Source organism: Terriglobales bacterium (genome assembly GCA_035487355.1).
Taxonomy (GTDB): domain Bacteria; phylum Acidobacteriota; class Terriglobia; order Terriglobales; family Acidobacteriaceae; genus QIAW01.
Genome location: DATHMF010000020.1, coordinates 90137 through 112297, shown reverse-complemented (window position 1 = coordinate 112297; position 22161 = coordinate 90137). Strand labels below are relative to the sequence as shown.

17 protein-coding genes are annotated in these 22161 nt (G+C 55.6%); 11 read left to right on the top strand and 6 right to left on the bottom strand.

From position 1 onward, the window contains the following. Nucleotides 1–49: 49 nt before the first annotated feature. From VK738_03910 to VK738_03860, 11 genes are all read left to right on the top strand, one after another. Entirely contained in the window at nucleotides 50–2935 is a 2886-nt protein-coding gene (locus VK738_03910; GenBank protein ID HTD21772.1) for a PAS domain S-box protein, read from the top strand. Then, nucleotides 2932–3339 carry a response regulator gene (locus tag VK738_03905; protein ID HTD21771.1) on the top strand — a complete coding sequence of 136 codons (408 nt, stop codon included), beginning with the start codon at nucleotides 2932–2934 and terminating at the stop codon, nucleotides 3337–3339. Before VK738_03910 ends, VK738_03905 begins: the two co-directional genes overlap by 4 nt. 10 nt (nucleotides 3340–3349) lie before the next feature. Continuing rightward, the gene (locus tag VK738_03900) at nucleotides 3350–4741 is read left to right on the top strand and encodes a sigma-54 dependent transcriptional regulator (GenBank protein ID HTD21770.1); all 1392 of its coding nucleotides are present in this window, start codon (nucleotides 3350–3352) and stop codon (nucleotides 4739–4741) included. Between the two features lie 356 nt (nucleotides 4742–5097). Continuing rightward, nucleotides 5098–5502, top strand: a complete 405-nt coding sequence (locus VK738_03895; protein ID HTD21769.1) for a hypothetical protein — start codon at nucleotides 5098–5100, stop codon at nucleotides 5500–5502. Next, a complete protein-coding gene (locus VK738_03890) occupies nucleotides 5499–7235 on the top strand; it encodes a hypothetical protein (GenBank protein HTD21768.1) in 1737 nt (578 codons plus the stop codon). The genes VK738_03895 and VK738_03890 overlap by 4 nt, the downstream gene beginning before the upstream one ends. A gap of 45 nt (nucleotides 7236–7280) precedes the next feature. Then, nucleotides 7281–8060 (top strand): hypothetical protein, encoded by a 780-nt coding sequence (locus tag VK738_03885; GenBank protein ID HTD21767.1) that lies wholly within the window; start codon nucleotides 7281–7283, stop codon nucleotides 8058–8060. 144 nt (nucleotides 8061–8204) lie between these two features. Then, nucleotides 8205–8789 (top strand): chemotaxis protein CheW, encoded by a 585-nt coding sequence (locus VK738_03880; GenBank protein HTD21766.1) that lies wholly within the window; start codon nucleotides 8205–8207, stop codon nucleotides 8787–8789. 75 nt (nucleotides 8790–8864) lie between these two features. Next, nucleotides 8865–10301, top strand: a complete 1437-nt coding sequence (locus tag VK738_03875; GenBank protein ID HTD21765.1) for a methyl-accepting chemotaxis protein — start codon at nucleotides 8865–8867, stop codon at nucleotides 10299–10301. A gap of 79 nt (nucleotides 10302–10380) precedes the next feature. After that, nucleotides 10381–11307, top strand: coding sequence for a protein-glutamate O-methyltransferase CheR (locus tag VK738_03870; protein HTD21764.1), 927 nt, complete (start codon nucleotides 10381–10383; stop codon nucleotides 11305–11307). Beyond that, nucleotides 11304–14558 (top strand): response regulator, encoded by a 3255-nt coding sequence (locus VK738_03865; GenBank protein ID HTD21763.1) that lies wholly within the window; start codon nucleotides 11304–11306, stop codon nucleotides 14556–14558. Before VK738_03870 ends, VK738_03865 begins: the two co-directional genes overlap by 4 nt. Before the next feature lie 56 nt (nucleotides 14559–14614). Beyond that, on the top strand, nucleotides 14615–15550 hold the full coding sequence (locus VK738_03860) for a HEAT repeat domain-containing protein (GenBank protein ID HTD21762.1): 936 nt from the start codon (nucleotides 14615–14617) through the stop codon (nucleotides 15548–15550). A 152-nt stretch (nucleotides 15551–15702) separates the two neighbouring features. Here VK738_03860 and VK738_03855 read toward each other — a convergent pair whose 3' ends face one another. The 6 genes from VK738_03855 to VK738_03830 all read right to left on the bottom strand — a co-directional run bounded on the left by VK738_03855 (nucleotide 15703) and on the right by VK738_03830 (nucleotide 22144). Further along, on the bottom strand, nucleotides 15703–16176 hold the full coding sequence (locus VK738_03855; protein HTD21761.1) for a VOC family protein: 474 nt from the start codon (nucleotides 16174–16176) through the stop codon (nucleotides 15703–15705). Nucleotides 16177–16197: 21 nt separating this feature from the next. Then, nucleotides 16198–16677 (bottom strand): SRPBCC family protein, encoded by a 480-nt coding sequence (locus VK738_03850; protein HTD21760.1) that lies wholly within the window; start codon nucleotides 16675–16677, stop codon nucleotides 16198–16200. Further along, nucleotides 16674–17072: a metalloregulator ArsR/SmtB family transcription factor gene (locus VK738_03845; protein ID HTD21759.1), complete on the bottom strand. Its 399-nt coding sequence runs from the start codon at nucleotides 17070–17072 to the stop codon at nucleotides 16674–16676. Before VK738_03845 ends, VK738_03850 begins: the two co-directional genes overlap by 4 nt. Nucleotides 17073–17225: 153 nt before the next feature. Then, entirely contained in the window at nucleotides 17226–18098 is an 873-nt protein-coding gene (locus VK738_03840) for a 5'-3' exonuclease H3TH domain-containing protein (GenBank protein ID HTD21758.1), read from the bottom strand. 783 nt (nucleotides 18099–18881) lie between these two features. Beyond that, nucleotides 18882–20870: an excinuclease ABC subunit UvrB gene (uvrB, locus tag VK738_03835; protein ID HTD21757.1), complete on the bottom strand. Its 1989-nt coding sequence runs from the start codon at nucleotides 20868–20870 to the stop codon at nucleotides 18882–18884. Between the two features lie 266 nt (nucleotides 20871–21136). Further along, a complete protein-coding gene (locus VK738_03830) occupies nucleotides 21137–22144 on the bottom strand; it encodes a M20/M25/M40 family metallo-hydrolase (protein HTD21756.1) in 1008 nt (335 codons plus the stop codon). Nucleotides 22145–22161: the final 17 nt, after the last annotated feature.

Sequence of the window (22161 nt, the reverse complement as noted above, 5' to 3'; positions counted from 1 at the left end):
TTCCCCCGGAAACTCATTTTGAGACAAACGGTATTTCCGTTTATTCGTCATGCTTACCCCAAAGAAAACAGCTTCGCGTTCCCCAAAACATGCCAGCCGGGCAAAACGAAGCTCTGGTGCCCGTGATCCTTTTCGAGAGGTTTTGCTGACAATGTTGTCCGCCGCCACCCATGGCGGTGAATTATCCTCCCTCCTTTCTGTTTTTTGCCGCGAAAGCCGAAAGTTTTTCAATGCAAGTGCCGTTGGGTACTGGGAGCTGCAAGAAACCGAGCGTTTGTTGAGACCTCTTGAGGCCGATGGTTATTTTGCTCGGGCTTTTAAGAAGTCGCCGCTGTCTCTGGAAGATTCGGTAGCAATGACAGCCGTTCGCGAGCACCGGACCTTATACACAAACCAACTGGGTCCCGGAAAAGACAACCAAAAGGATTTTCACAAAGCCAAGTCTCTGATGGTAGTGCCGGTCATCGTATTTGGCCGGGTCATCGGAGTTGCTGTTTTTCTTCATCGTACCAACACCCGGTTCTTCAATGACGATGTAGCTGATCAGGCGACCGTTTTGGGGGAACAGTTAGGCACCCTGCTTGAGCTATTCCGGCTCCAAGGCACTGCGGACCAACATCGCAAACGCTCCGAAGACCTGATCGAGCTGGCGCTCGATTTAGGCTCTTCTTTACGGCTTTCGGATTTTGTCAAGAGTTTCACCGCGCGTATCACAGAGATGTTAGGCGCGCGTGTAGGCGTGCTCACACTCGCGCGCGGAACTTTGCTGGAAGTCGTGGCCATGCACGATTCGACGGGGGAACCCGACCGCGCGCTCACCCGCTCTTTAAATCTGCGCCTGACGGAACTGGTGCAAGAAGGGACGCAACTGACGGCCATTACCTCTGCTGAAGAATTGCTGGGAAAGGAACTAGCCGACCAACTCGGGTGGAAAGATGTAACGCTGGCCCGTCTGACCGGGGGCCAGGGTGACCTGCTGGGCCTGCTCTGTCTGGCGAACCGTGGAATTGCCGCCGAAGAAGCCGACGAGCATCTTCTTCATGCCGTTGTGGGCCAGGCATCCGTCGCCCTGGATAATTGCCGCCTGTTCTCGCGCATTTATCAGGCCAACCGGCACTGGCTTGAAATTTTCGATTCCATTGAAGATCTCATCGTGGTGCATGACGAGGGCAACCGGGTCCTGCGTGTGAATCGCTCCTTGGCTGAATCCATTGGGGCGCGTCCGCCCGAGTTGATTGGCATCAGCATGCGTGCCCTTTTTGCCTTTGCCCGTGATTACGGTCTGGGATGTCCTTTTTGCCGACGCGGCGCCGATCGTACGGATGACTACGTTCATCCGGTGCAGGAGCGGAGCTATCTGGTCTCGACCTCGCGCATTCACGGTGCACTCGAAGAAGGCTTGCAGACCATTCACGTCCTGAAAGATATCAGCGACCGCCGCGAAGTAGAGCGCCGCTATCGCGAACTGTTCGATAACATCCACGAGGGGCTTTTCTTCTCCACACCTGAGGGCCGCTTTGTTGAAGTCAATGAAGCCTTTGTGCACATGTTGGGATACAGCAGCCGCGAAGAGTTGCTGCAGGTGGATATCAGCCGGCAGATTTATCCTTCACCCGAATGGCGCGCGCGTTTCAGCGAAGCCATCGAACGCGAAGGCGTCTTGCACAACTTCGAAGAACCTTTGCGCCGCAAAGACGGCACCTTGATTCATACGCTGCAGAATACGTTTGCAGTGCGTGATGCGCAGGGCAATGTGCTGCAATATCGCGGACTTATTCTCGACATCAGCGAATTGAAAGAAATCCAGACGCAACTGCAGCGGGAGCGCGACTTTAACAGCAAGATCCTGAACAACACGCAAAGCATGATCCTAGTGGTGGATACAGCCGGCCTGGTCAGCTTCGCCAACCGCCGCTGTTATGAAGCCGGCGCCTATCATGACGAAGAAATTCTCGGCCGGCATGTGCACGAGCTTGTGCACCCTTCCGCGCGCGAGGCGTTGGAGAAGGCGATAGCAGCCACCTTGCAGGGCCAGCAAGTGGATAATCTCGAACTCAACATCACGCGCGGAGACGGCGCTGTGGGGCAATTTTCCGTCAACTTAAGTCCCATGCGCGACGAGCAAGGGAATGTGAACAGCCTGGTTTTTGTGATGACCGACATCACCGAGGCGGTCATGCTGCAGGCCAAACTGGTGCAGGCTGAAAAGATGGCTGCCATCGGGCAACTGGTTTCGGGTGTGGCACACGAGGTCAATAATCCATTGACTGCCATCCTGGGATTTGCGGACTTGCTGGCCGACAGCCCTGATATACCGGTTGCAGCCAAAAAAGATTTAGCAATGATTTTGCAGGAGGCCCAGCGGACCAAGCTGATCGTGCAGAACCTGCTTAGTTTCGCCCGCAAGATGCCGCCACAACGTCAATTGGTGCAACTCAATTCCGTGGTGCGCCGCACTCTGCAGTTGCGAGCTTATGATTTTGCCAATCATGGGGTTGAGGTAGTGGAAAAATTGCAGGAATCCCTGGCTCCCATTTGGGGAGATCCCAATCAACTGCAGCAGGTCCTGCTCAATATTCTGAACAATGCCTATGATGCGGTGCTGGAAACCAGCCGGCCAGGACGCATCGAGATCGCCACCGAACAGCGCGACGGCTTCAGCCAGATCATTGTTCGCGACAACGGTGCTGGTGTCATGCATCCCGAGCGGATTTTTGATCCCTTCTTCACAACAAAAAAAGTTGGCAAAGGCACAGGTTTGGGTCTCAGCATTTGCTACGGAATTGTGCGTGATCATCGCGGGGAAGTGTTATGTCACAACAACGAAAATGGCCCGGGCGCAACCTTTGTCGTCCGCCTGCCGGCAGCTTTGGATAAAGCTGTGGCCGGAATGACCCTGGCCAAAATCATCACAGCATCCCCAGGACAAGCATGAAGTTGAATTCAAATTCGCGAGGAGAGGCAATCGCACCGGTGTTGGTCATTGAAGATGAGCCTTCGGTGCTGGCGTTTATCTGTTCCGCATTAGAGCGCAACGGTTATCGCGTGGTCCAGGCGACCACCGGAACGGAAGGGCTGCGCCTGCTCAGAGAACAGGAGTTCAGTGGAGTCATCTCCGACATGCGCACGCCCGGAGGCATTAATGGGGCTGATGTGCATGCCTGGATCGCGGCCAATCGTCCTGAAATGGTTTCCAGGCTTTTATTTACCACCGGGGATACGGCCAGCGAAGAGACAGCAGCCATCCTGGTGAAAACCGGTACACCTTGTCTGGAAAAACCTTTCCGCGTGCAGCAACTGGTTGCAGCGGTGGAAAAGATTGTAGGCCAGACGCATTGAGACAGTATGTATGACAGATGATTTACGAGTGCGATTTCTGATTGTGGATGACGAGCAGAGCATCCGCAAACTGTGCATGACCATCGGCGCATCCATGGGCTTTGTGTGTTCGGAAGCCGAGTCCGCCGAGGCAGCTCTGGCCGTGCTGGAAACGCAGGCGCCCGATATTGTCCTGACCGACCTCATGCTGCCCAGCATGACCGGAGTCCAGCTTTTACAGCGCATCAAGGCCCTTCTGCCGCGGACGGAAGTGGCCATCATGACCGGGCACGGCTCCATTGAAAGCGCCGTGCAAACCATGAAGCTGGGCGCCTACGACTATGTGACCAAACCTTTCCGTGTGGAAGAACTCAAGCTCATTTTGCAGCGCATGGCAGAAAAAGTCCGGCTGGTGATGGAGAACCAATTCCTGCGTGCCCACGTGAGCAACGAGATGCAGCTCAATGCCATGGTTGGTTCTTCGGTCAAAATCCAGGAGGTGCTGCGTCTGATTGCGCGCCTCAAAGATTCGCGTAGTCCGGTGCTGGTGATGGGCGAGAGTGGCACCGGAAAAGAGCTGGTTGCGCGGGCCATTCACTTTCGGGGATCGTTTGCCAGCCGGCCGTTTGTTGCCGTGGATTGCGGATCGCTTGTTCCCACCCTCATCGAAGCCGAGCTCTTCGGACACGAAAAAGGCGCTTTTACCGGCGCCATCAAATCCAGCAAAGGGCTCTTCCCGGCAGCCGACGGAGGCACAATCTTTCTGGATGAGATCGGGGAGCTGCCTCTGGAGATGCAAACCAAGCTGCTGCGCGTCCTGCAGGAAAAAGAGGTGCGTCGTGTGGGCAGCAGCGAACGGGTAAAGATCGATGTACGCGTGATCGCGGCCAGCAACCGTGACCTGGAAGCGGCTTACCGCGACGGCACGTTCCGCAAAGATCTTTTTTTCCGGCTCAATGTCATCAGCGTACATCTGCCGCCGCTGCGCGAGCGTAAATCCGACATTCCTGCTTTGGTGGAGTACTTCTTCGACCGGTTCTCTGCCGAGAAGATACTGCGCATGACGAATGCCGCCATGAAATGTCTGCAGCAGTATGACTGGCCGGGCAATATCCGCGAACTGGAGAATTGCATTCAGCGCGCGGTGACATTGCGCAATCAGGATGTGATTGATGTCTATGATCTGCCGCCAGCTTTGCGCCCCTCGTATGCGGCAGGGTTGGAAACAGAAATGCCAACCCAGGCGGCTGAGGCACACACCTCCGACCTGGAAGACCTGGAGCGGATAACAATTCAGCGTGTCTTCGAGCAGGTTAAGGGCGATAAAGTGCTGGCTGGCAAGATATTAGGCATCAGCCGGGCCACTCTCTACCGCAAATTGAAGCGTTACAAATTACTGAAATCCACGGCTATCAGTGCTTGAAGGGTAGCTACACTCCCCCAGTTGTGATTTCCTGTGAGACAGTGTTTCATCTTGAGACGGAAAAATGAGAGATTCAGGTATTTTTGCGTGGATTTATTTTTCCAAATGGCACAAATCAAAAGATTTAGATACAATTCTCCTACTAGCAGATTTTGGCCATGTTCGTGCTGTTACCTTAAGAGGTCAGCTTCACTACTCGCAACGTTTCTGCCTGGATTGAATAAAACTTTGCTTGCAGAAATGGTTTTGGTGAAGGCGCGACCCCAATTCCAATTTCGCTTTCTCCGAGCTAAGGATGGGAAACGTTGTTGGTGTCATCTGATTCATTTTGAGACGAGTGGAGAGTTGAGGTGACAGTGTCCAACCAAGCTGCAGTTGATTGGAAATCGCAGCCCCGGTCACGGGCTGACGCGGCCACTGCTGGCGCAGCGCAAGAATCACCTGTAACCAAGCTGGCGCAGTTTTTCCCGGGCGCAACTCCCATGCGCATTCCGGTGCGCGTGACCGCGCTGAACGCCCAGGGGGTTGAACCCGCGGAGCACGTTTTGAGTGAGAACACGCTAATCGAAGTCGGTACTTCACAGGAGGTCCTATTTATTTCCTCCTTGCCGTTGGAGTTCGAAGACAGAGTGCGCTTGGAAAACGCAGACGGCTCTCTCCGTTTTGAGGCCGCGGTGATTGCTGTGCAGTATCACAACGGAAAGACCGTGGTGGCTGCCCGCTTTAGCCACGAGATTAGCAACTGGATCATCAAGGCATGACTACAACCGCCAAGCCAATCACGGAAGTTGCTGCTTACTGGCGTGAGGCCCGCAAGCTTTATACCGTCTACAGCTCCCTGCTGGAACGGTTCTCTGTGGGTTTGCTTCCTTGCCGTGAACTGGAGTCTCCCATTGACCGCAGTGAGCCCGAGAGCCTTCAGAACATCCAGAGATGGTTCGCGCAAATGGATGAGCGGGTTCATGTGCATCAGCTCCGCCAGCTTTTGCAGACGTCCCGGCTTGGTACCGAAGATAATTTGCGCTCTCTGGTCAATCATCACCTGCAGAAGGAAACCAAAACCGAATCTGATCGCGACAAAGTTGATTTTCTTCTCGTGCAATATCTTTCTTCTTGTGCTCCTACAGGTTTTTACGAGCGCGATGTGGAATTTGAAGAGGTAGCGCAGGTCCTGGAACCAATCTTGGGAGAAGTAGGGCTGCATCCGCCTAAGTGGCTGGAGCCGCTCGACCGCGGCGCCAAGGACCTGGATACGCTCCACAGCCTGCGCGACCTGCTGGGGGAAGGCATCCTGGAAAAAATGCGCGAGCTTAAGACCAGTGCTGGTGATATGTATTTTGGCCCAACCGCCCTGGTTGCGATTGCGCGATTCAATTTTCTGGTCAGGCGTACTTTTGTCCGGTTGATTGCGGCTGACCTGCACGCCATTCGCTTCTCCATCAACGAATTGGAGCAACGTGGAGTGCGTACGGTGAATTGCGTGCGCGCCAGCCTGGGCCCGATGGAAACACTCGAAAACCTGCGCCAGGTTTGCCAGGAATGGAAAAAGCCCTTCCGTGCCGCCTATGCCGCCGGGCAGAATTTTAAGGAGCTGATCGAAATCCGCGGCGCCGTGGAAGAGGCCCTGGCGCTTGCTCCTGAAAAAGGATCGATCGCAGTTCCGCCAGAAGCCGATTTCTCCGAAGATGCCATGATGCAGGCGGTTACCGATCACTCCAGCAACGGTGCTCCCAGAGCCGATGTGCCGCCGCCATCAACAAGTTCTGCTGTCAGAGATGCAATTGCTTCGGTAGCAGCTCCAAAGGCGCCGCCAAGCCCCGCGCCACCACCGCCACCAGTATTCTCTGCTCCTCCTCCCACACCGCCTGCGCCGGCTGCAACTTTTTCACCGCCGCCAGCCAGGGAGCCGATTGCCGAAAAGAAATTGGAGATGCCACCGGTTTTCCAGGCAGAGAGATCTTCGGTGGTGGTCACGCCAGAAAAAACTTTCTCTCCCGTGATTGCGCCCGTACCGGCGAGGCCAGTGGTTACGCCGGAAAAGGCCATCCCGTCGCCGAATCCAGTCATTACCACTCCGACGCCGGTTGTGATTGCCGATTTGCAGGCCATCCAGCACAAGATTCCGCAGGAGTTGGCCAGCAACAACATTAAGACTCCCGCGGTGGCCAGTGTTACGGTGGGGAACATAAAACTCATGCTCTCTACCTGGGAAGTTGCTGCTTTTCTCAAAGGGGGAGACGAGACTTCCGAGACGCTGCAGCGCTCTGTAGCCGCCCGTGCATTCCTGGCAGCGCAGATGGAATTGCGCAAACACGGAGGCTCTGCTACCGACCTGCGCTCCGCCATCCATGTTGCCAAGTATGAATCGGCAAAGATTCAGGCAAGAGTTTCGGTTGCCAAGCAGAACAACGATATTGATAGCACGGTAAATCTGGCAGCCACCAGCAAGCGCCTCCTCATGATCATTGAGGAAGCCGAGAAGCTTGCTAAGTAGAGTTTTTATAGAAGGCCGCTGAGGAACGGTTCAAAGACGGATGTTATGAACGAAAAACGAATCGCGACCGAATCCGCCAGCACGCCGCAGTCCCATAATGGGCATCCTGCGAGTGGTCAAAATCCGCCCGAAGAGACCAACGGGTTTGCCGTCAACGAAGCTGTGCTGATCATTGCCGACGAGGCCGAATTTGCCCGTAGCGTTGTCGGCCGCTGGCAGATGGAACGTCTCGTTCCGGCTTTCACCTTGATGAGCAGCGACTTATGCCAGACTGCGAACTTTTCCGTTCACGGAATTGCGATTCTCGGTCCGCGGGTCCGCGGCCGTGAAGCAGTCTTGTCGGCGCTGGAAAATTCCGGCATTCCGGCCCTGGTGGTGGCAGCCGATGGCGATGCCAGCCAGGTTCGCAGTATGCGTCCGCGGGCGCTGGTTTTGCGCCAGACCGATGGTTGGCTCGATGTCCTGATTCAAATGGCGGGCGAGATACTTCGTCGCGCCGAAGCCCAACGTTATCTTCAGCACGCTGAGCAGGTAGTGGCGGCCAGCCAGCGCCATGCCACCCTGGGCCGTTACATGCTGGAAATGCGCCACGGCTTAAATAACTGTTTGACCTCGGTCCTTGGAAATGCCGAGCTTCTGCTGCTCGAACCGGGCATGCTCAGTGCAGAAGCCCGCGATCAGGTGCATACCATTCACACCATGGCGATGCGTATGCACGAAGTAATGCAGCGCTTTTCTTCATTGGAGAGCGAAATGCAGTTTGCCGAAAAAGGGTCTCATTCTGAGACAGCCCGTGTATCTCAGTCTCCTGTCTCCGGCGCATAATTCATCTGAAAATTTGCGGTAAATATCTGATTTACTTGGCAATTAAAAATATTGTTAATCATTCAGTGACAGGTGAGATGCTGTGGCTGAACAATTGCACCTTTCACTGGGATAATTACATAAGCAGAAAGCAGAATTGATCTCTTGGCTGACAGAAGACAAGTCGAACCGGCCGTACAACCGGCTTCGCAGGAAGCACAAAGCCAGGAGCAACAGAATTTAGACCAACAGAATCTAGACCAGCAGAGTTTGAATGAGCCGGTTGAAGCCGACCTGCAGAAGAGACTTCCCGAGCGACAGTATTGCGTCTTCCGTGCCGGCAGGGAACGGTTTTGCCTTTCCATGCTGGAGTTGGAAGAGGTAGTGGAGTGGCCGGCGGTTACGCCTGTTCCGCTGGCTCCGGCGTTTTTGATGGGAATTTTCAATTTGCGCGGTGCGATTGTGCCGATTGTCGATATCGCCTTCAGCGAGGGCCGCAGGCCGGACCTGCTCCCGCGGCATGTGGTTGTAGCCGTGTTGTCACAAGAACCGGGGCAGGACGTCGTGCGATTAGGAATTGCTGCCGATGAGGTGATTGGAACATTTGCCAGCTCCGGGCCGCTGCAATTGGAAGAGGCGCCGAGCGGCATAAGCCACTGCTGCGGCATGCTGCGGCATGAGGAAGATCGTTTGGCCTTGGCGCTTGATTTGAGAGGCATGGCAGAGGCATTTTCAATAGGAGTGATTTAGAAGCAGTTTGTCGTTTCTCAGTTCTCAGCAACGGCGAGTTTATTTCTGGGACTGGGTTTGGTTGTGGAGGCAGTTATGAAAGGCCAGTTAAAGACGGTCTTATGGATATTGGTGGCAGTGAATATCGTTGCCATCTTTACAGTTCTGTTTTTGTCTTACAGCGCGGGCAGGCAATCACCTGAAGCGGGTGTTTTCGACGTTGGGAATTGGTCGGGTACTTCGGCAATAAAGATGTGGTTCGCCTACTTGATTGCCTGTGCATTGCCCGTGGGGCTGATCTGGTTTTTAGGAAAGAAGCTGATCGAGCCGGTGCAGGAACTTACCGATTTTTCCGAGAAACTGGAAAGCGGCGACTACCGTTCGCGAGTACAGATCGAAACTCACGACGATTTTGGCCTGATTGCCGACAATCTGAATCACACCATGGAAAAGGTCGTCCTCCAGCTCTACAACCAAGAGGCCCAGGAAGCCCTGCAGAAGAGCGTCACTGAATTTCTCACCATTACCAGCCAGATTGCCCGTGGTGACCTGAGCCTGCGCGGCACTGTAACCGATGATGCCCTGGGCAACGTGGTGGATTCGGTCAACGACATGCTCGACAACTTTACCAAGCTGCTCGAGCGCGTACGCAAGGCGGCGATTGATGTCTCCAGCAGCGCCAACGAGATTCTGGTCTCTTCCGAGCAGATGGCCAGTGGCGCTACGCAACAGGACCAGGAGATCGGCAATACTTCCTCTGCGGTAGAAGAGCTCACTCGCTCCATGAAGCAAGTCTCCAATAATGCGGAAGCCAGCGCAGAGGCCGCGCGCCGCGCCCTTGATGCTGCTGAACAAGGCAACCGTTCTGTGCGCGACACGCTGGAGGGCATGCAACGCATCCGGGCTTCGGTGCAGGCCACGGCCAGGAAGGTCAAATCACTGGGCGAACGCTCTCTGGAAATCTCTGAGATTGTGAAGGTAATCAACGACATTACCGAGCAGACCAACCTGTTGGCCCTGAATGCAGCCATTGAGGCGGCGCGTGCCGGCGAGGCTGGACGCGGCTTTGCCGTGGTTGCCGACGAAGTACGCAAGCTGGCGGAGCATTCACGTACCGCCACGAAAGATATCGCTGCTCTCATCAAAGCCATCCAGGCTGAAACCAACGACGCCATGGTGGTGATGGAAGAGGGCACCAAGGAGGTGGAAGTGGGGGCGCGTCTTGCCGACCAGGCGGGCAGGGCACTGGAAGCCATTTCCATCGTGGTCCGTCAGTCGGCGGACCTGGTACAGCAAATTTCTCTTGCCTCCAAGCAGCAGGTGCGTGGTACGGAGGGTGTGGCCCAGGCGATGCAAATTATCAGCAACATCACACGGCAAACATCGCAAGGTGCTCGCCAGACAACCCGCACGGTTGAGAACATGGTAAAGCTCTCCGAACAGTTGAATGAAGCACTGTCGCAGTTCCGCATCAGCTCGCCGGCGCCGGTGGCCGGAAATGTAGTGGAAATCATGGCCGCTTCCCAGAGATAATATCCGGCAAGGTCCGTACGGCGGCGATAAGCACTTCGTTCATTGAGACAAGACTGGCCCTGGACTGACACCCCGTCGAATGACGGAAAAAAACCAATCCGCGAACGTGACCGTGACCGGGCATGAGCTTTCCGAGGTCTGCGCGCATATTGCAGAACGTTCTGGAATTCTTTTCGACAATTCCCAGGAGCGTCACTTCCCAGTCCGGATTCACGAATACATGCGCGCAAGAAAAATGCCGCATGTCTCAGACCTGCTGCGCGTTGTGCGTGCTTCCAGCCTGGAATACGATGAGCTGCTGGAACACCTGCTGGCCCAGGAAACTCATTTCTTGCGCCATCCTTCCGTTTTCACCGTATTCGAAAAAAAGGTGCTGCGCGAGATGCACCAGAAAAAGTTCTGGGAGAATCCCCGCAGCCTGCGAATATGGAGCGCAGGATGCGCCACCGGTGAGGAACCTTATTCCATCGCCATGGGGATTTGCGATTCGCTGGAGTTTGCCGGCGCCTGGAACATTCACATTCTGGCCACCGACATCAGCCGAAAATCTCTGCAACAGGCTGAGCGCGGTCTTTATTCGGCGCAGTCGCTTGTGGCGCTCAGTCCCCGGCAAAAAGAAACGTATTTCACCCGGCTGGGTGATCAATACCTGGTTCGGCCCCAGGTGCGCAACATGGTCTCCTTCGCGCAAATGAATTTGACGCAATCCGTGTATATGGGCCGCTTCGACATTATCTTTTGCGTCAATGTGCTGAATTACTTCAGTGAGACGCGCCGCGCTGCGCTGGTCCACCGTTTTTACGAGTACCTCGAATCCGGAGGATATCTTTTTGTTGGGCACGAAGAGCCCATCCCCAGGGCGAGTGGAAAATTCGAGGCCTCGACGCACGGTGATTTCATTCTGTACCAGAAACCGATTGCACCCAAACCCAGCAAGGGCGTGCACGGGATGGCTCGCCACAACGGAAAGGCTGAACGGAAAGCCGAACGGGAGAAGAACGCATGAAAAAAACGCCTCCCCATCGTCTTGCGCCATCCGCGGAAACCTTTCTGCACAACGCTTCCAAGCATTTGCAATTTCTGCGCGAGTATTCCGGCCTTCTGCTGGATCCCTATCCCATGCCGGAAGATATTGAGCGGCTTTTCGTTTCGGCGCAGACCTTGCGGGAGAGTGCTGCTTCCAGTGGCTTCCCGCTATTTTCCGAAATTGCCGGCAAGCTGGCGCACATCTTTCAGTACGCCATGAATACGACCCTGGGAGCAGATGCGACCGCGCCGATCGTGGAGTTTATCTCAGAAGCCGGCGCTCTCCTCGAGTCTGATCTTCTGATGATCAACACCAACGGAGTTGAGACAACCGAAGACATCAATGCCTTCCGCAAGAAGTATCCATTTGCGTTCAAGCAGCAGGGACCGGCGGTTGCTTCCAAGACCGGAAAAGCTGTGCCTTCAGCCGCAGGCGCTGCCCTATGGCAGGGAGTCGCGGAAGAGCCGATTATTTCTGCTGCACCGCAGGCGGAAATTCAAATTGCCGACCTGCCCCCGGATGGCGAAATATCCCAGGAAGTCCTGGAGTTTTTTATTCCTGAAGCAGAAGAACATCTCCAGGTTGTGACCGAGTGCCTGCTCTCGCTTGAAGCCAATCCACACGCCAATGAAGACATTCATCGTCTTTTTCGCGCAATTCATACGGTGAAGGGCGCAGCGGCACAAGTAGGATGGCGGCGCATTGCGCGCGTGGCCCATCGCGCAGAAGACCTGGTAGGCCGTCTGCGTGACGGATTGCTGCCACCCAGCGCTGAAATTGTGGATATCTGCCTGGAATCGGTAGATGTCCTGAAAAAGATCCTCTACAAACAATGGCCGGATGAAACCACGCTGCAGCTCTCGGTCAAGTTGCTGCTGATTCGCATCGCGAGCCTCGCCCCGGAAGAAGCTCCAGAACAAGCTGCAGAGACCGAAGCGAAATCTAAAGCTGCCGAGCCAGGAAAAAAATCCGCGTCAGCAAAAAAATCCGCCGCAGCTTCCGTTGAACCAGCTCCGACTCAACCTCCGCAGCCTTTCGCTCGCATCGAGATGAAACGGCCGCGCACAGAGAAGAATCTAGCCGCGAAAGAAGAAATCCGGATTTTGCCTGCCGCCCGCCTGGATGAGCCTATCGCTTTGCCGCTGTCTAAGTCTGTCCGCATCTCTCTCGAGCGCCTGGACCAGATGTTGAATGCGGTAGGCGAGTTGGTGATCAACCGCACGCGTATGCGCGGACGCATGGCCGAGCTGGCGCGCTTGGCCGATGCCCTCAATTTCACCAGGGAACGCATCTCCGAAAAAATCTCCGAGTTCCAGGAAAAATACGAGTTCGGCAAACTCACTCTCTCCCGTCCAACCTCGCAGCCGGGAGGCGGTTTCAGTAAATCCGGCTTTGGCGGTGAGACGGCCTGGGTGAGCGGCGAGCGCGAAGCCTCCCTATTTCGGGAAACCTCCAGCCGCACCAAGTTTCCCAATTTCGGCGATTTGGAGCTGGATCGCCAAGACGACTTCAGCGTTTTTTCCCACTCGCTCTCAGAAATTTCGTCGGATATCGCAGAGCTTCTGACCCAAGTGGATCGTCTGGTGCGCCGCATGGATTCCGACGTGGACGATTTCACCAAGCTTACCCGTGGTCTGCAGGATGAGATCACGCGAGCGCGTATGGTGCCCATCGGCAATCTCTATACCCGCCTTTCGCGCGCCGCCCGCGATGCCGCCAAGGCCAGCGGCAAGCAGGTGGAGCTTGCGCTCTCTGGCGCAGAGACCGAGCTCGACAACAACATCATCCAGCAGATTTCCGATCCGCTCATTCACCTGGTACGCAACGCAGTGGCCCACGGCGTGGAGCGCGGCGTAGACCGTTATCACGCCGGAAAAAGTGAAGTCGGCAAGGTGGCCGTGCGCGCCTATCCTCGTGGCAACCACATTTTTATTGAGGTGGAAGACGACGGCCATGGCATTGATTTTGACCGCGTACGCAACACGGCAGTCGAGGCAGGACTGGTAAGCGCCGCAGACGCGCCCAAGCTGAGTGAGCGCGAATTGCTGGAGTTTCTCTTTCATCCCGGCTTCTCTACCGCTCCTCATAAGACCGAGCTGGCCGGACGCGGCGTTGGTTTAGACGTTGTGCGCGCCAACCTGAATGCCTTGAATGCCGAGATTGAAGTGGATACGCAAAAGTTGCTGGGCACGCGTTTCACCCTCAAGGTTCCCCTGACGCTTATCATCTCGCAGGCGCTTTTCGTACGCTGCGGCAGCTCTACCTTTGCTTTCCCGCTGGCTTTTGTGGAAGAGATTCGTCGCGTGAAGATCAACGACCTTGAAGAATCCGACGGCAAGCTGTTTACCAAGGTCCGCGAGGTTGTGACCGAAGTCGTGCGGCTTGATGCGCTCCTTCAACTGGAACCGGTTGAGCCGGTCAACGACCACTATCGCATGGTGATGGTCAGTGCCAGCGGACGGCAGGTAGGCGTAATTGTTGAAGACGTTCTCCGCCAGGATGAAATCGTGGTCAAGAGCTTGGGTGAATATCTGCGCAACGTGAAATTGTTCCCCGGAACTACGATCGCTCCCGATGGCACTTTGATTCTGTTGGTTGATCTGAACCGGTTGCTGGTGGGTGAATCTGCCGAGCGGCGTCCGCTGATGGCCCACACCCATCCTAATGTAACGCGGATTTACGCTCCCGAAATGGCCGCCGCGGTCCACAGCTCTGTTCCCGCAGCGGCTACCGATGTTGTGGCCGAAGAAAAAGTCATTATTCTTGCTGATGACTCCATCAGCGTACGCAAGTTTGTCGGCCGTATGTTGGAAAAAGCCGGCTACCGCGTCAAGCTCGCCTCCGACGGCCTGGAGGCGCTGGAAATGCTGGGCCGCAGCAACTGTGACTTGCTGATTACCGACCTCGAGATGCCTCGTACCAACGGATACGAGCTGCTGGCCCTGCTTCGCGAGCAACCTGAGATTAATCGTGTTCCTGTCGTGGTCGTAACCTCCCGCGCCGGTGTCAAATATAGGGAGCACGCTCTCAAGGAAGGCGCCGCCGCGTTCCTGGTGAAGCCCGTGCAAGAGGAGCAATTAATCGCGGTCGTGAACGAGTTGACTGACCTGAAACAAAAGAAGAAAACAACCGCACCTGCAGCCAACATGAATATTGCGCACACCGCCAGTGAATTGGCCAAAAATCTGTTGCAGGACCGCGTCTCTCAGAATCCGGTCCCGAACGGCTGAAAAACTTTGCAAGCAAAGGAAAAATTGCCGTTCCAGGGATAGTGGGAGACACAACCATGAAACCATTCCAATGCAGGGCAGCATCGTGCGCGGCACTCTTATTGTGCGTTCTCTTTACATCGGCCCTCGTGCTTGGGCAGAGCGCGCCGGGAGAAATCACCGGACACAAGCTCCCTCCGCCGGGAGAGCCAGTCCAGGGCACTACATCCAAAATGTCTGAAGTAGAGTACGACATCGTAAACGGCCTCGAAACCCAGAAGCAGGCCGAGATGCTGCTGCAATTTGCCATCTCCCATCATCGTGGCGCCACCAACGAGATTAAGCGGCGCGCGCCCCAGTGGGTGGGCAAAATCCAATACACCGATTCCCTGAACACTTTGCTTGAAGTGGCGCTCAACGGAGACGATCTGCGCGTGCGGGCCGCTTCCTGCGAAATTGAACTCGCTGCCTTCGGCATTCACAAAAGCGAGGAAGAAGCCGAAAAATTGATTCACGCAGTCGAGAACAATGCTTCCAAGGAGTTGACAGCCATCACCGAACTTGGGCTGTTGGCCAACCGTGGCGTTGAGCCTGAGCGAATCCACAACGAACTGCGGGCATGGATGCGCTCCGAGGATGAGCAAGTCCGCTATACCGCAGTTTCAGCAATTTCATTTATCGGTACAGACGACACCGTGCCTGATCTGGTGAATGCCTTCCATCATGATTCTTCGGACTATGTGCGCGTCCAGGGCGGCGGATGCGGTTTGGCCCACTGCGGAATGCTGACTCGTGCTCAACGAATGTTGGCGGTTCCCGGTTTGATTGAAATGGTGGAAGACAAGCAGCTCGATGAAGACACCCGTCCCTACGGTTATCGCGCGCTCCGCGAGATTACAGACCAGGAGCTGGGCGATGATCCAGTAAAATGGAAAGATTGGTACGCCGCGCATGGCGGTGAAACCACGGAGCGTTTCCGCCGCTTCCAGACCGAATCCGAAGCCCAGCCATAACCTCCTTGGCACTAAATTTCTGCCCTGAGTCTGCCGAAAGGAAATGGCGAAATCCCTGTTGTGCCTGGTTCCTCTGCGTTCCTTTGCGCCCTCTGCGGTGAAACAGATGAACGCCGATCCAAATTAACCCAGCGTCATCCGCCTGTGCTGGACTATTGTTGCTCATACGCTTGCTTTAGAGCTTTTATGTCAATTTTGTCCATTTGAAGCATTGCCTTCATGACCCTTTTTGATTTCTCAGCATCTTTGTCTTGCAACATTTTGCCTAAAGCCGAGGGAATGATCTGCCACGACAGACCATATTTGTCCTTGAGCCAGCCGCATCTTTCTTTTTTCCCGCCTTCAGAAAGCTTCTCCCACAGCTCGTCTACTTCTTGCTGCGTCTCACAGTTCACGAAAAAGGATATGGCCGGCGTGAAGGTGAATTGCGGGCCGCCGTTGAGTGCGAAAAAGTCTTGTCCATCGAGTTGGAATGTCGCCGACATGACCGTCCCCTTCGGTCCTGGTCCTCCTTCTCCATATCGACTAACGCGCACAACCTTCGAATTCTTGAAGACAGAAACATAGAAATTCATCGCCTCTTCGGCTTTGCCGTCGAACCACAAGAACGGAGTGATTTTTTGCATATAGTTTCCTTTAATTATTTTTTAATTTACCGCCAACATCTCAGCGAGCTTGTCGTAGCTCGCAGCTACGCCACTCTCCATGGGGGACTTGAGAACGCCGTCGCGTGTCTCGCGCGACTCGTAGAGCACCGTCTGCGTGATTGTGGTCTTTCCGCCCTGCTCAACCAGGAGGAGCGTGCCTACAGCCTCGCCCGGATACCAGGCCTCGTCGAACTTCTCGGTGGCGACAATCCGCTCCGGCGCCACAATTTCGCGGTAGACGCCGCCCATCCCCATTTCATTTCCGTTGACGTGGCGCCACACGTAGCGGTAGCTGCCGCCGACTCTCAGATCTATTTCGCAGACCGGCATTGACCAGCCCGGCGGCCCGAGTAACCAGCGTTTGACCAGTTCGGGCTTGGTGAAAGCGTCGAAGACCATGCGGCGCGGCGCGTCGAGGACGCGTGTCATCACGATCTCCCGGTCGCCACGCGTTGTTACTTTCAAAGTTCCACTGCTCATTGGTGTTTTCTCCTGGCGATTGGTATTTTCCCGTGACGCTTCGTGCGTCCACCTTTTTTCTCTTCGAACTTCATCTGGCCGAGCAGGGCATCGAGGCGCTGGAAGTTGCTCTCCAAAACCTGCCGGTAGCGCTCCAGCCAGTCGGTGGCCTCCGCGAGCGGCTTGGCTTCGAGCCGGCGCGGCCGGCGCTGCGCGTCGCGGCCGCGCGAAATCAGGCCGGCGCGCTCCAGAACTTTAAGGTGCTTGGAGATCGCGGGCTGGCTCATCGCGAACGGCTCAGCCAGCTCCATTACCGACGCCTCACCCGAGGCCAGCCGGGCCAGGATCGCCCGCCGCGTGGGATCAGCCAGCGCTGCGAACGTTGCGTCAAGGCGATCAGGGGTCATTTGTTCCATAACTTATCGGTTGTATAACCGAAAAGTTATATTACTGCCGCAACGAATCGACTGTCAAGCCCCGCAAAGGGGTCTGCTGTCATGCCGCAGCAGGGCATTCTCGGGAAAATTCGTATTTGGGAAAACTCGAAACTCGAAACTTGAAACCCGAAACTACTTTGATTTTGCCGACGTAACGCGGCCAAGCAGAGCAGGTGACTTCATTCGCCGGCAGTATTCCTCAAAGTTCGGGCGCGGTCCCTTCCAGCCAAGGTCCTCGACCGTATCAAAAACGGGAACATCCAGGCGCAGGGTTGCGAGGGTGCGAAACAACAGAGCGTCGTTCCATGCGTTGAATAGCGATTCCGAGAGCGTGCGCGCCTTCTTGATCGAGGGGTGCCACTCCCGCCATTCCTTCGGAATATCTTCAAGGTGGGGGTATCGGGACAAGGTAAGAGATGCAGCTTTCAGGCCCCATCCTGGCACACCTGGGAAGCCATCTGCACTGTCGCCGACCACCGCCAGGTAATCCGGAATGGATTGCGGCTTCACCCCGAACTTGGCCACAACGCCGGCTTCATCGCGCAAGATTTCGCGCCTGCGGTCCAGTTGAACGACTCGTGTGCCCACAACACACTGACTGAGGTCTTTATCCGGCGTACAAATGAACACCTGCTTCACACTGCGATCTTTGGCTGCTTTGGCGGCGGCGGAAGCGAGCGCGTCATCGGCCTCATAGTAGACCATGGGCCACACCACCACTCCCATGGCTTCGAGCGCTTCTTCCAGAATGGGAAACTGCGAGAGCAACTCCGGAGCCACACCTTCGCTGGTCTTGTATCCCGGATACAGATCGTTGCGAAACGACTCCACGACCTTATCGGTTGCCACCCCAATATGGGTTGCACCGCGTTCGATCATGGACCAAACGGAATTCAGCACACCACGTACTGCGCCGACTTCCTTGCCGTTCGCATCTTTCGCAGAGGGCACAGCGAAAAAGTGCCGGAACAATTCATACGTCCCATCAACCAAGTGCACATCCATGCGGCTCCGATCAGCTTTCTGCAAATGATGTTATACAGAAAACCGCTGCCCTTCGCAAAAAGCGCGAATTTGATGACCAGAAGCTTGGCCGGACTACCCACTACTACGTCCGTCGGCATTGAAATCCGCGCAAATCCGCGTTCATCCGCGGCGGAAAGAAAGGCTTCCGGTAGTGGTATCAAGCTGATATCAAACAGTTCACTCCACGAAAATTGTGGATCATAATGGTCTGACGGCATTCAGGATGCTGCTTTGGTCCCAGCTCTTTGAAAATTTATTGAGTAGTACGCAGGTACTCGGAATTCAGTACTCAGCAAGACGGCGCATGACGGGAGTGTACTACCTGCTAGTGCACTATATTTCGACAGTATGTTGTTGATTACTAGAGGCTTAGCGGTCATGCCTCCTCTTCTGCAAGTGGCTCGTGGGACGACTCAAAACAGCAGCTCAGTTCAGGTTGAAGGTTTCTTAGAGAATGCCTTACAGCGGCATGGGCAAAACGAGATATCCTCGGGGTGCCCCGACTCGGGCACGCCCTCGCTCGGCATGACATCCGAACGACTTGTACGATGGCGAATAGAAGAGCGCCGATCTTAACCGGATGCTCTAAATGTTGATGACGGCCAGCCACTAGCTGCTAGTGCACTATATTTCTTCGATATGTCATTTATTATTAAAGACTTAGCATCTGTTGCGCCTTTTCAGCAAGTGGCGTGGTGGGGACTCAAAATAGCTCCAACAGAAATCCGCGCAAATCCGCGTTCATCCGCGGCGAAGATTTTCTCATGTGAACAGAAACTCCTTCGTCCGCAAATCCTTGATCGTATCGCGCAGCTTCGCCGCCTTTTCGAACTCGAAGCGTTTGGCGGCTTCGCGCATATCGCTCTCGAGTTTGGCGACGTGGGCATCCAGCTCTTCCTGCGATTTGAAGTCCGGGATTCCATCGGCAGCATCGACGAAGTCCGTATAGTCGGCCTGCACAATCTTGGCCAGCGTCATATCCAAAGACCGGACAATGCTCTCCGGGGTAATGCCGTGCTCCTGGTTGTAAGCTCTTTGCAGGGCGCGGCGCCGGTCGGTTTCATCCATGGCTTTCTTCATGGAATCAGTGATTCTGTCGGCGTAGAGAATCGCTCTTCCGTTGAGGTTGCGTGCGCAGCGGCCCATGGTTTGAATCAGCGAACCCGAGGAGCGCAGGAAGCCCTCTTTATCGGCATCGAGAATGGCGACGAGGGAGACCTCGGGCAGGTCCAGGCCTTCGCGCAGCAGGTTGATGCCGATCAATACGTCATATTCACCCTTGCGCAGGTCGCGCAAAATCTTGACGCGCTCCAGGGTCTCGATCTCCGAGTGCATGTAGCGGCAGCGCACGCCGACCTCGCTGTAGTATTCCGCCAGGTCTTCGGCCATGCGCTTGGTGAGCGTTCCCACCAGCACGCGCTCATGACGGTTGGCGCGCTCGCGGATCTCATGCAGCAGGTCGTCAATTTGTCCCTTGACCGGGCGGATCTCGACCTCAGGATCAACCAAGCCCGTGGGGCGGATAATCTGCTCCACCACTACCCCGGCGGATTTCGTGAGCTCATACGGTCCCGGCGTCGCCGAGACATAGACCGCCTGGTTCACGCGATGCTCGAACTCTTCAAACGAAAGCGGACGGTTATCCAGCGCCGAAGGCATGCGGAAGCCGTATTCAATGAGCACCTGCTTGCGCGAACGGTCGCCGTGCCACATGGCGTGAAGCTGGGGAACGGTCTGGTGCGATTCGTCAATGAAGAGCAGGTAATCGCGCGGGACGTAATCCAGCAAGGTGGGTGGGGCTTCGCCGGGCATGCGTCCGGTGAAGTGGCGCGAGTAATTCTCAATGCCGTGGCAGTAGCCCATGGCCTGGATCATCTCCAGATCAAAGCGCACGCGCTGGTGTATGCGCTGGGCTTCCACCAGCCGTCCTTGCTTTTCCAGCTCTTTTTCCCACCAGGCCAGCTCTTCTTTAATAGAAGCTATCGCCTTATGTTTGCTCTCCGGCTTCAAGACATAGTGGGTCTTGGGATAAATGGGCAGCCGCGCATACTTCTGCTTCACGGTGCCGAAGAGCGGATCAATCTGCGAGAGTGATTCCACTTCGTCGCCGAACAGCTCGATGCGGTAGGCCATGTCGTCATACGGAGGCTGCACCTCGATCACGTCGCCGCGCACGCGAAACGTTCCCCGGCGGAAATCTCCTTCACTGCGCTCGTAGAGAATTTCCACCAGCTTGCGCAGAATGTCTTCGCGCTTGATCTTCTGTCCTTTTTCCAGGAAGAGCATCATGCCGTAGTAAGCCTCAGGCGAACCCAAACCGTAGATGCAGCTTACCGAGGCCACAATGATGCAATCGCGCCGCTCAAAGAGCGATCGGGTGGAAGAGAGGCGGAGCTTATTCAATTCTTCGTTGACCGTCGCCTCTTTTTCGATATACACATCGCCGGCGGGGATATAGGCCTCAGGCTGGTAGTAGTCGTAGTACGAGACGAAATATTCCACCGCGTTCTGCGGAAAAAAGTTCTTGAATTCGTGATAAAGCTGCGCCGCCAGGGTCTTGTTATGCGCGATCACCACGGCCGGCCGCCGCAACTGCTCGATGATCTTGGCCATGGTGTAGGTCTTGCCCGAGCCGGTCACGCCCAGCAGCACCTGGTGCTTTTCCGCGTCAATGAGGCCGCGCGTGAGCTGCTCGATGGCTGGTCCCTGGTCGCCCTGGGGTTTGTAGTCGCTTTGTAGTTTGAAATCCATTGGAGTTGGGCCTGGTGCTCCCCGGCCGCTATTTTGAGCAGGGAGAATCTTTTTATTATATCGAGAATGGGAACCAACCGCGGAGGCGCGGAGACGCGGAGTTTTGGGTTGTCATTCCGAGGAGCGCAGCGACGAGGAATCCCTATCAGCTTTCAGGAATCTACGGGTAGAAGAGCTTAAGGATCATCGGCACAAAAGGGATTCCTCCGCTCCGCGTCGGAATGACAAGAAACTGGTTTGTTCAAGCTGAGAACTGAGAACTGCTCTTAAAGCAGTTTCTTCACCACCGCACAGTACAGTTCCACCGCATCGAGTAAATCCTGCTTGGCGACGAACTCGCGCTCGGTATGCGCCACGTGGATTGATCCCGGCCCCAGCAGCACCGGCTCGCCCCAATTGGTCAGCGCTGGGATATCGGTGGTGAAGGCGGCGATCATGGTTGGAATGCCATCCAGGCTTCTGAATTTCAAAAAGGGAATCTCTAATGGAAACTCGACCTGCACCTGGTCTCCTGCCGCAGCAATGATTTGCCGTCTCAATTCCTCCGACGGCCCCACCAGGCGATAGAGCAATTGTGCGCGGGCGTTATCGGCGATCACGTTGGGCGCGTGGCCTCCTTCGATGACGCCGATGTTCATGGTGCACGGACCGACTTCCGGGTTCTGGGGAAGCGGTATGCGGCGCAGGCCTTCGAGCGCAGTCAAGAGTTTCTCAATGGCCGAGTCGCCCAGGTGCGGATAGGCCGAGTGCGCCAGTTTGCCGTGCGCGATCACCTCTACGCGCAGTCCGCCTTTGGATGCGATAGCGATCTTGTTGTCCGTGGGTTCGCCGTTGATCAGGAATTTGCAGCTTCCGCCATGCAGTTCGTGGGCTTTTTCATTGGCGACGATTGCTCCCACGCTGTTGCGCTCTTCGCCTACGACAAAGAGCAGGCCAATGGGAAAGTTCTCTGTACGCAGGCGCTCGGCGGCGCCGATCTGCGCGGCGATGATCCCCTTCGCGTCGCACGAGCCGCGGCCGTAGATGTTGTGTTCGTCTTCCGAAGAGGGCACCCATGGCGGGACCACGTCCGTATGGGTGGAAAACACCACCAGCGGATGAGGGCTTCCACGCGGTACGGCGTAAATATTGAAGCGCTTCTCTTCGACCGGAGTCCGATGGACTTCGTAGTCGAGCAGGCTCAATGTACGGTCAAGGAACTCGCCGACCGCGGCTTCGTTGCCGGTGACGGATTCAATATCAACCAGTTGACGGGTTAGAGCGAACAGGTCCACGCTAAAGAGGATAAACT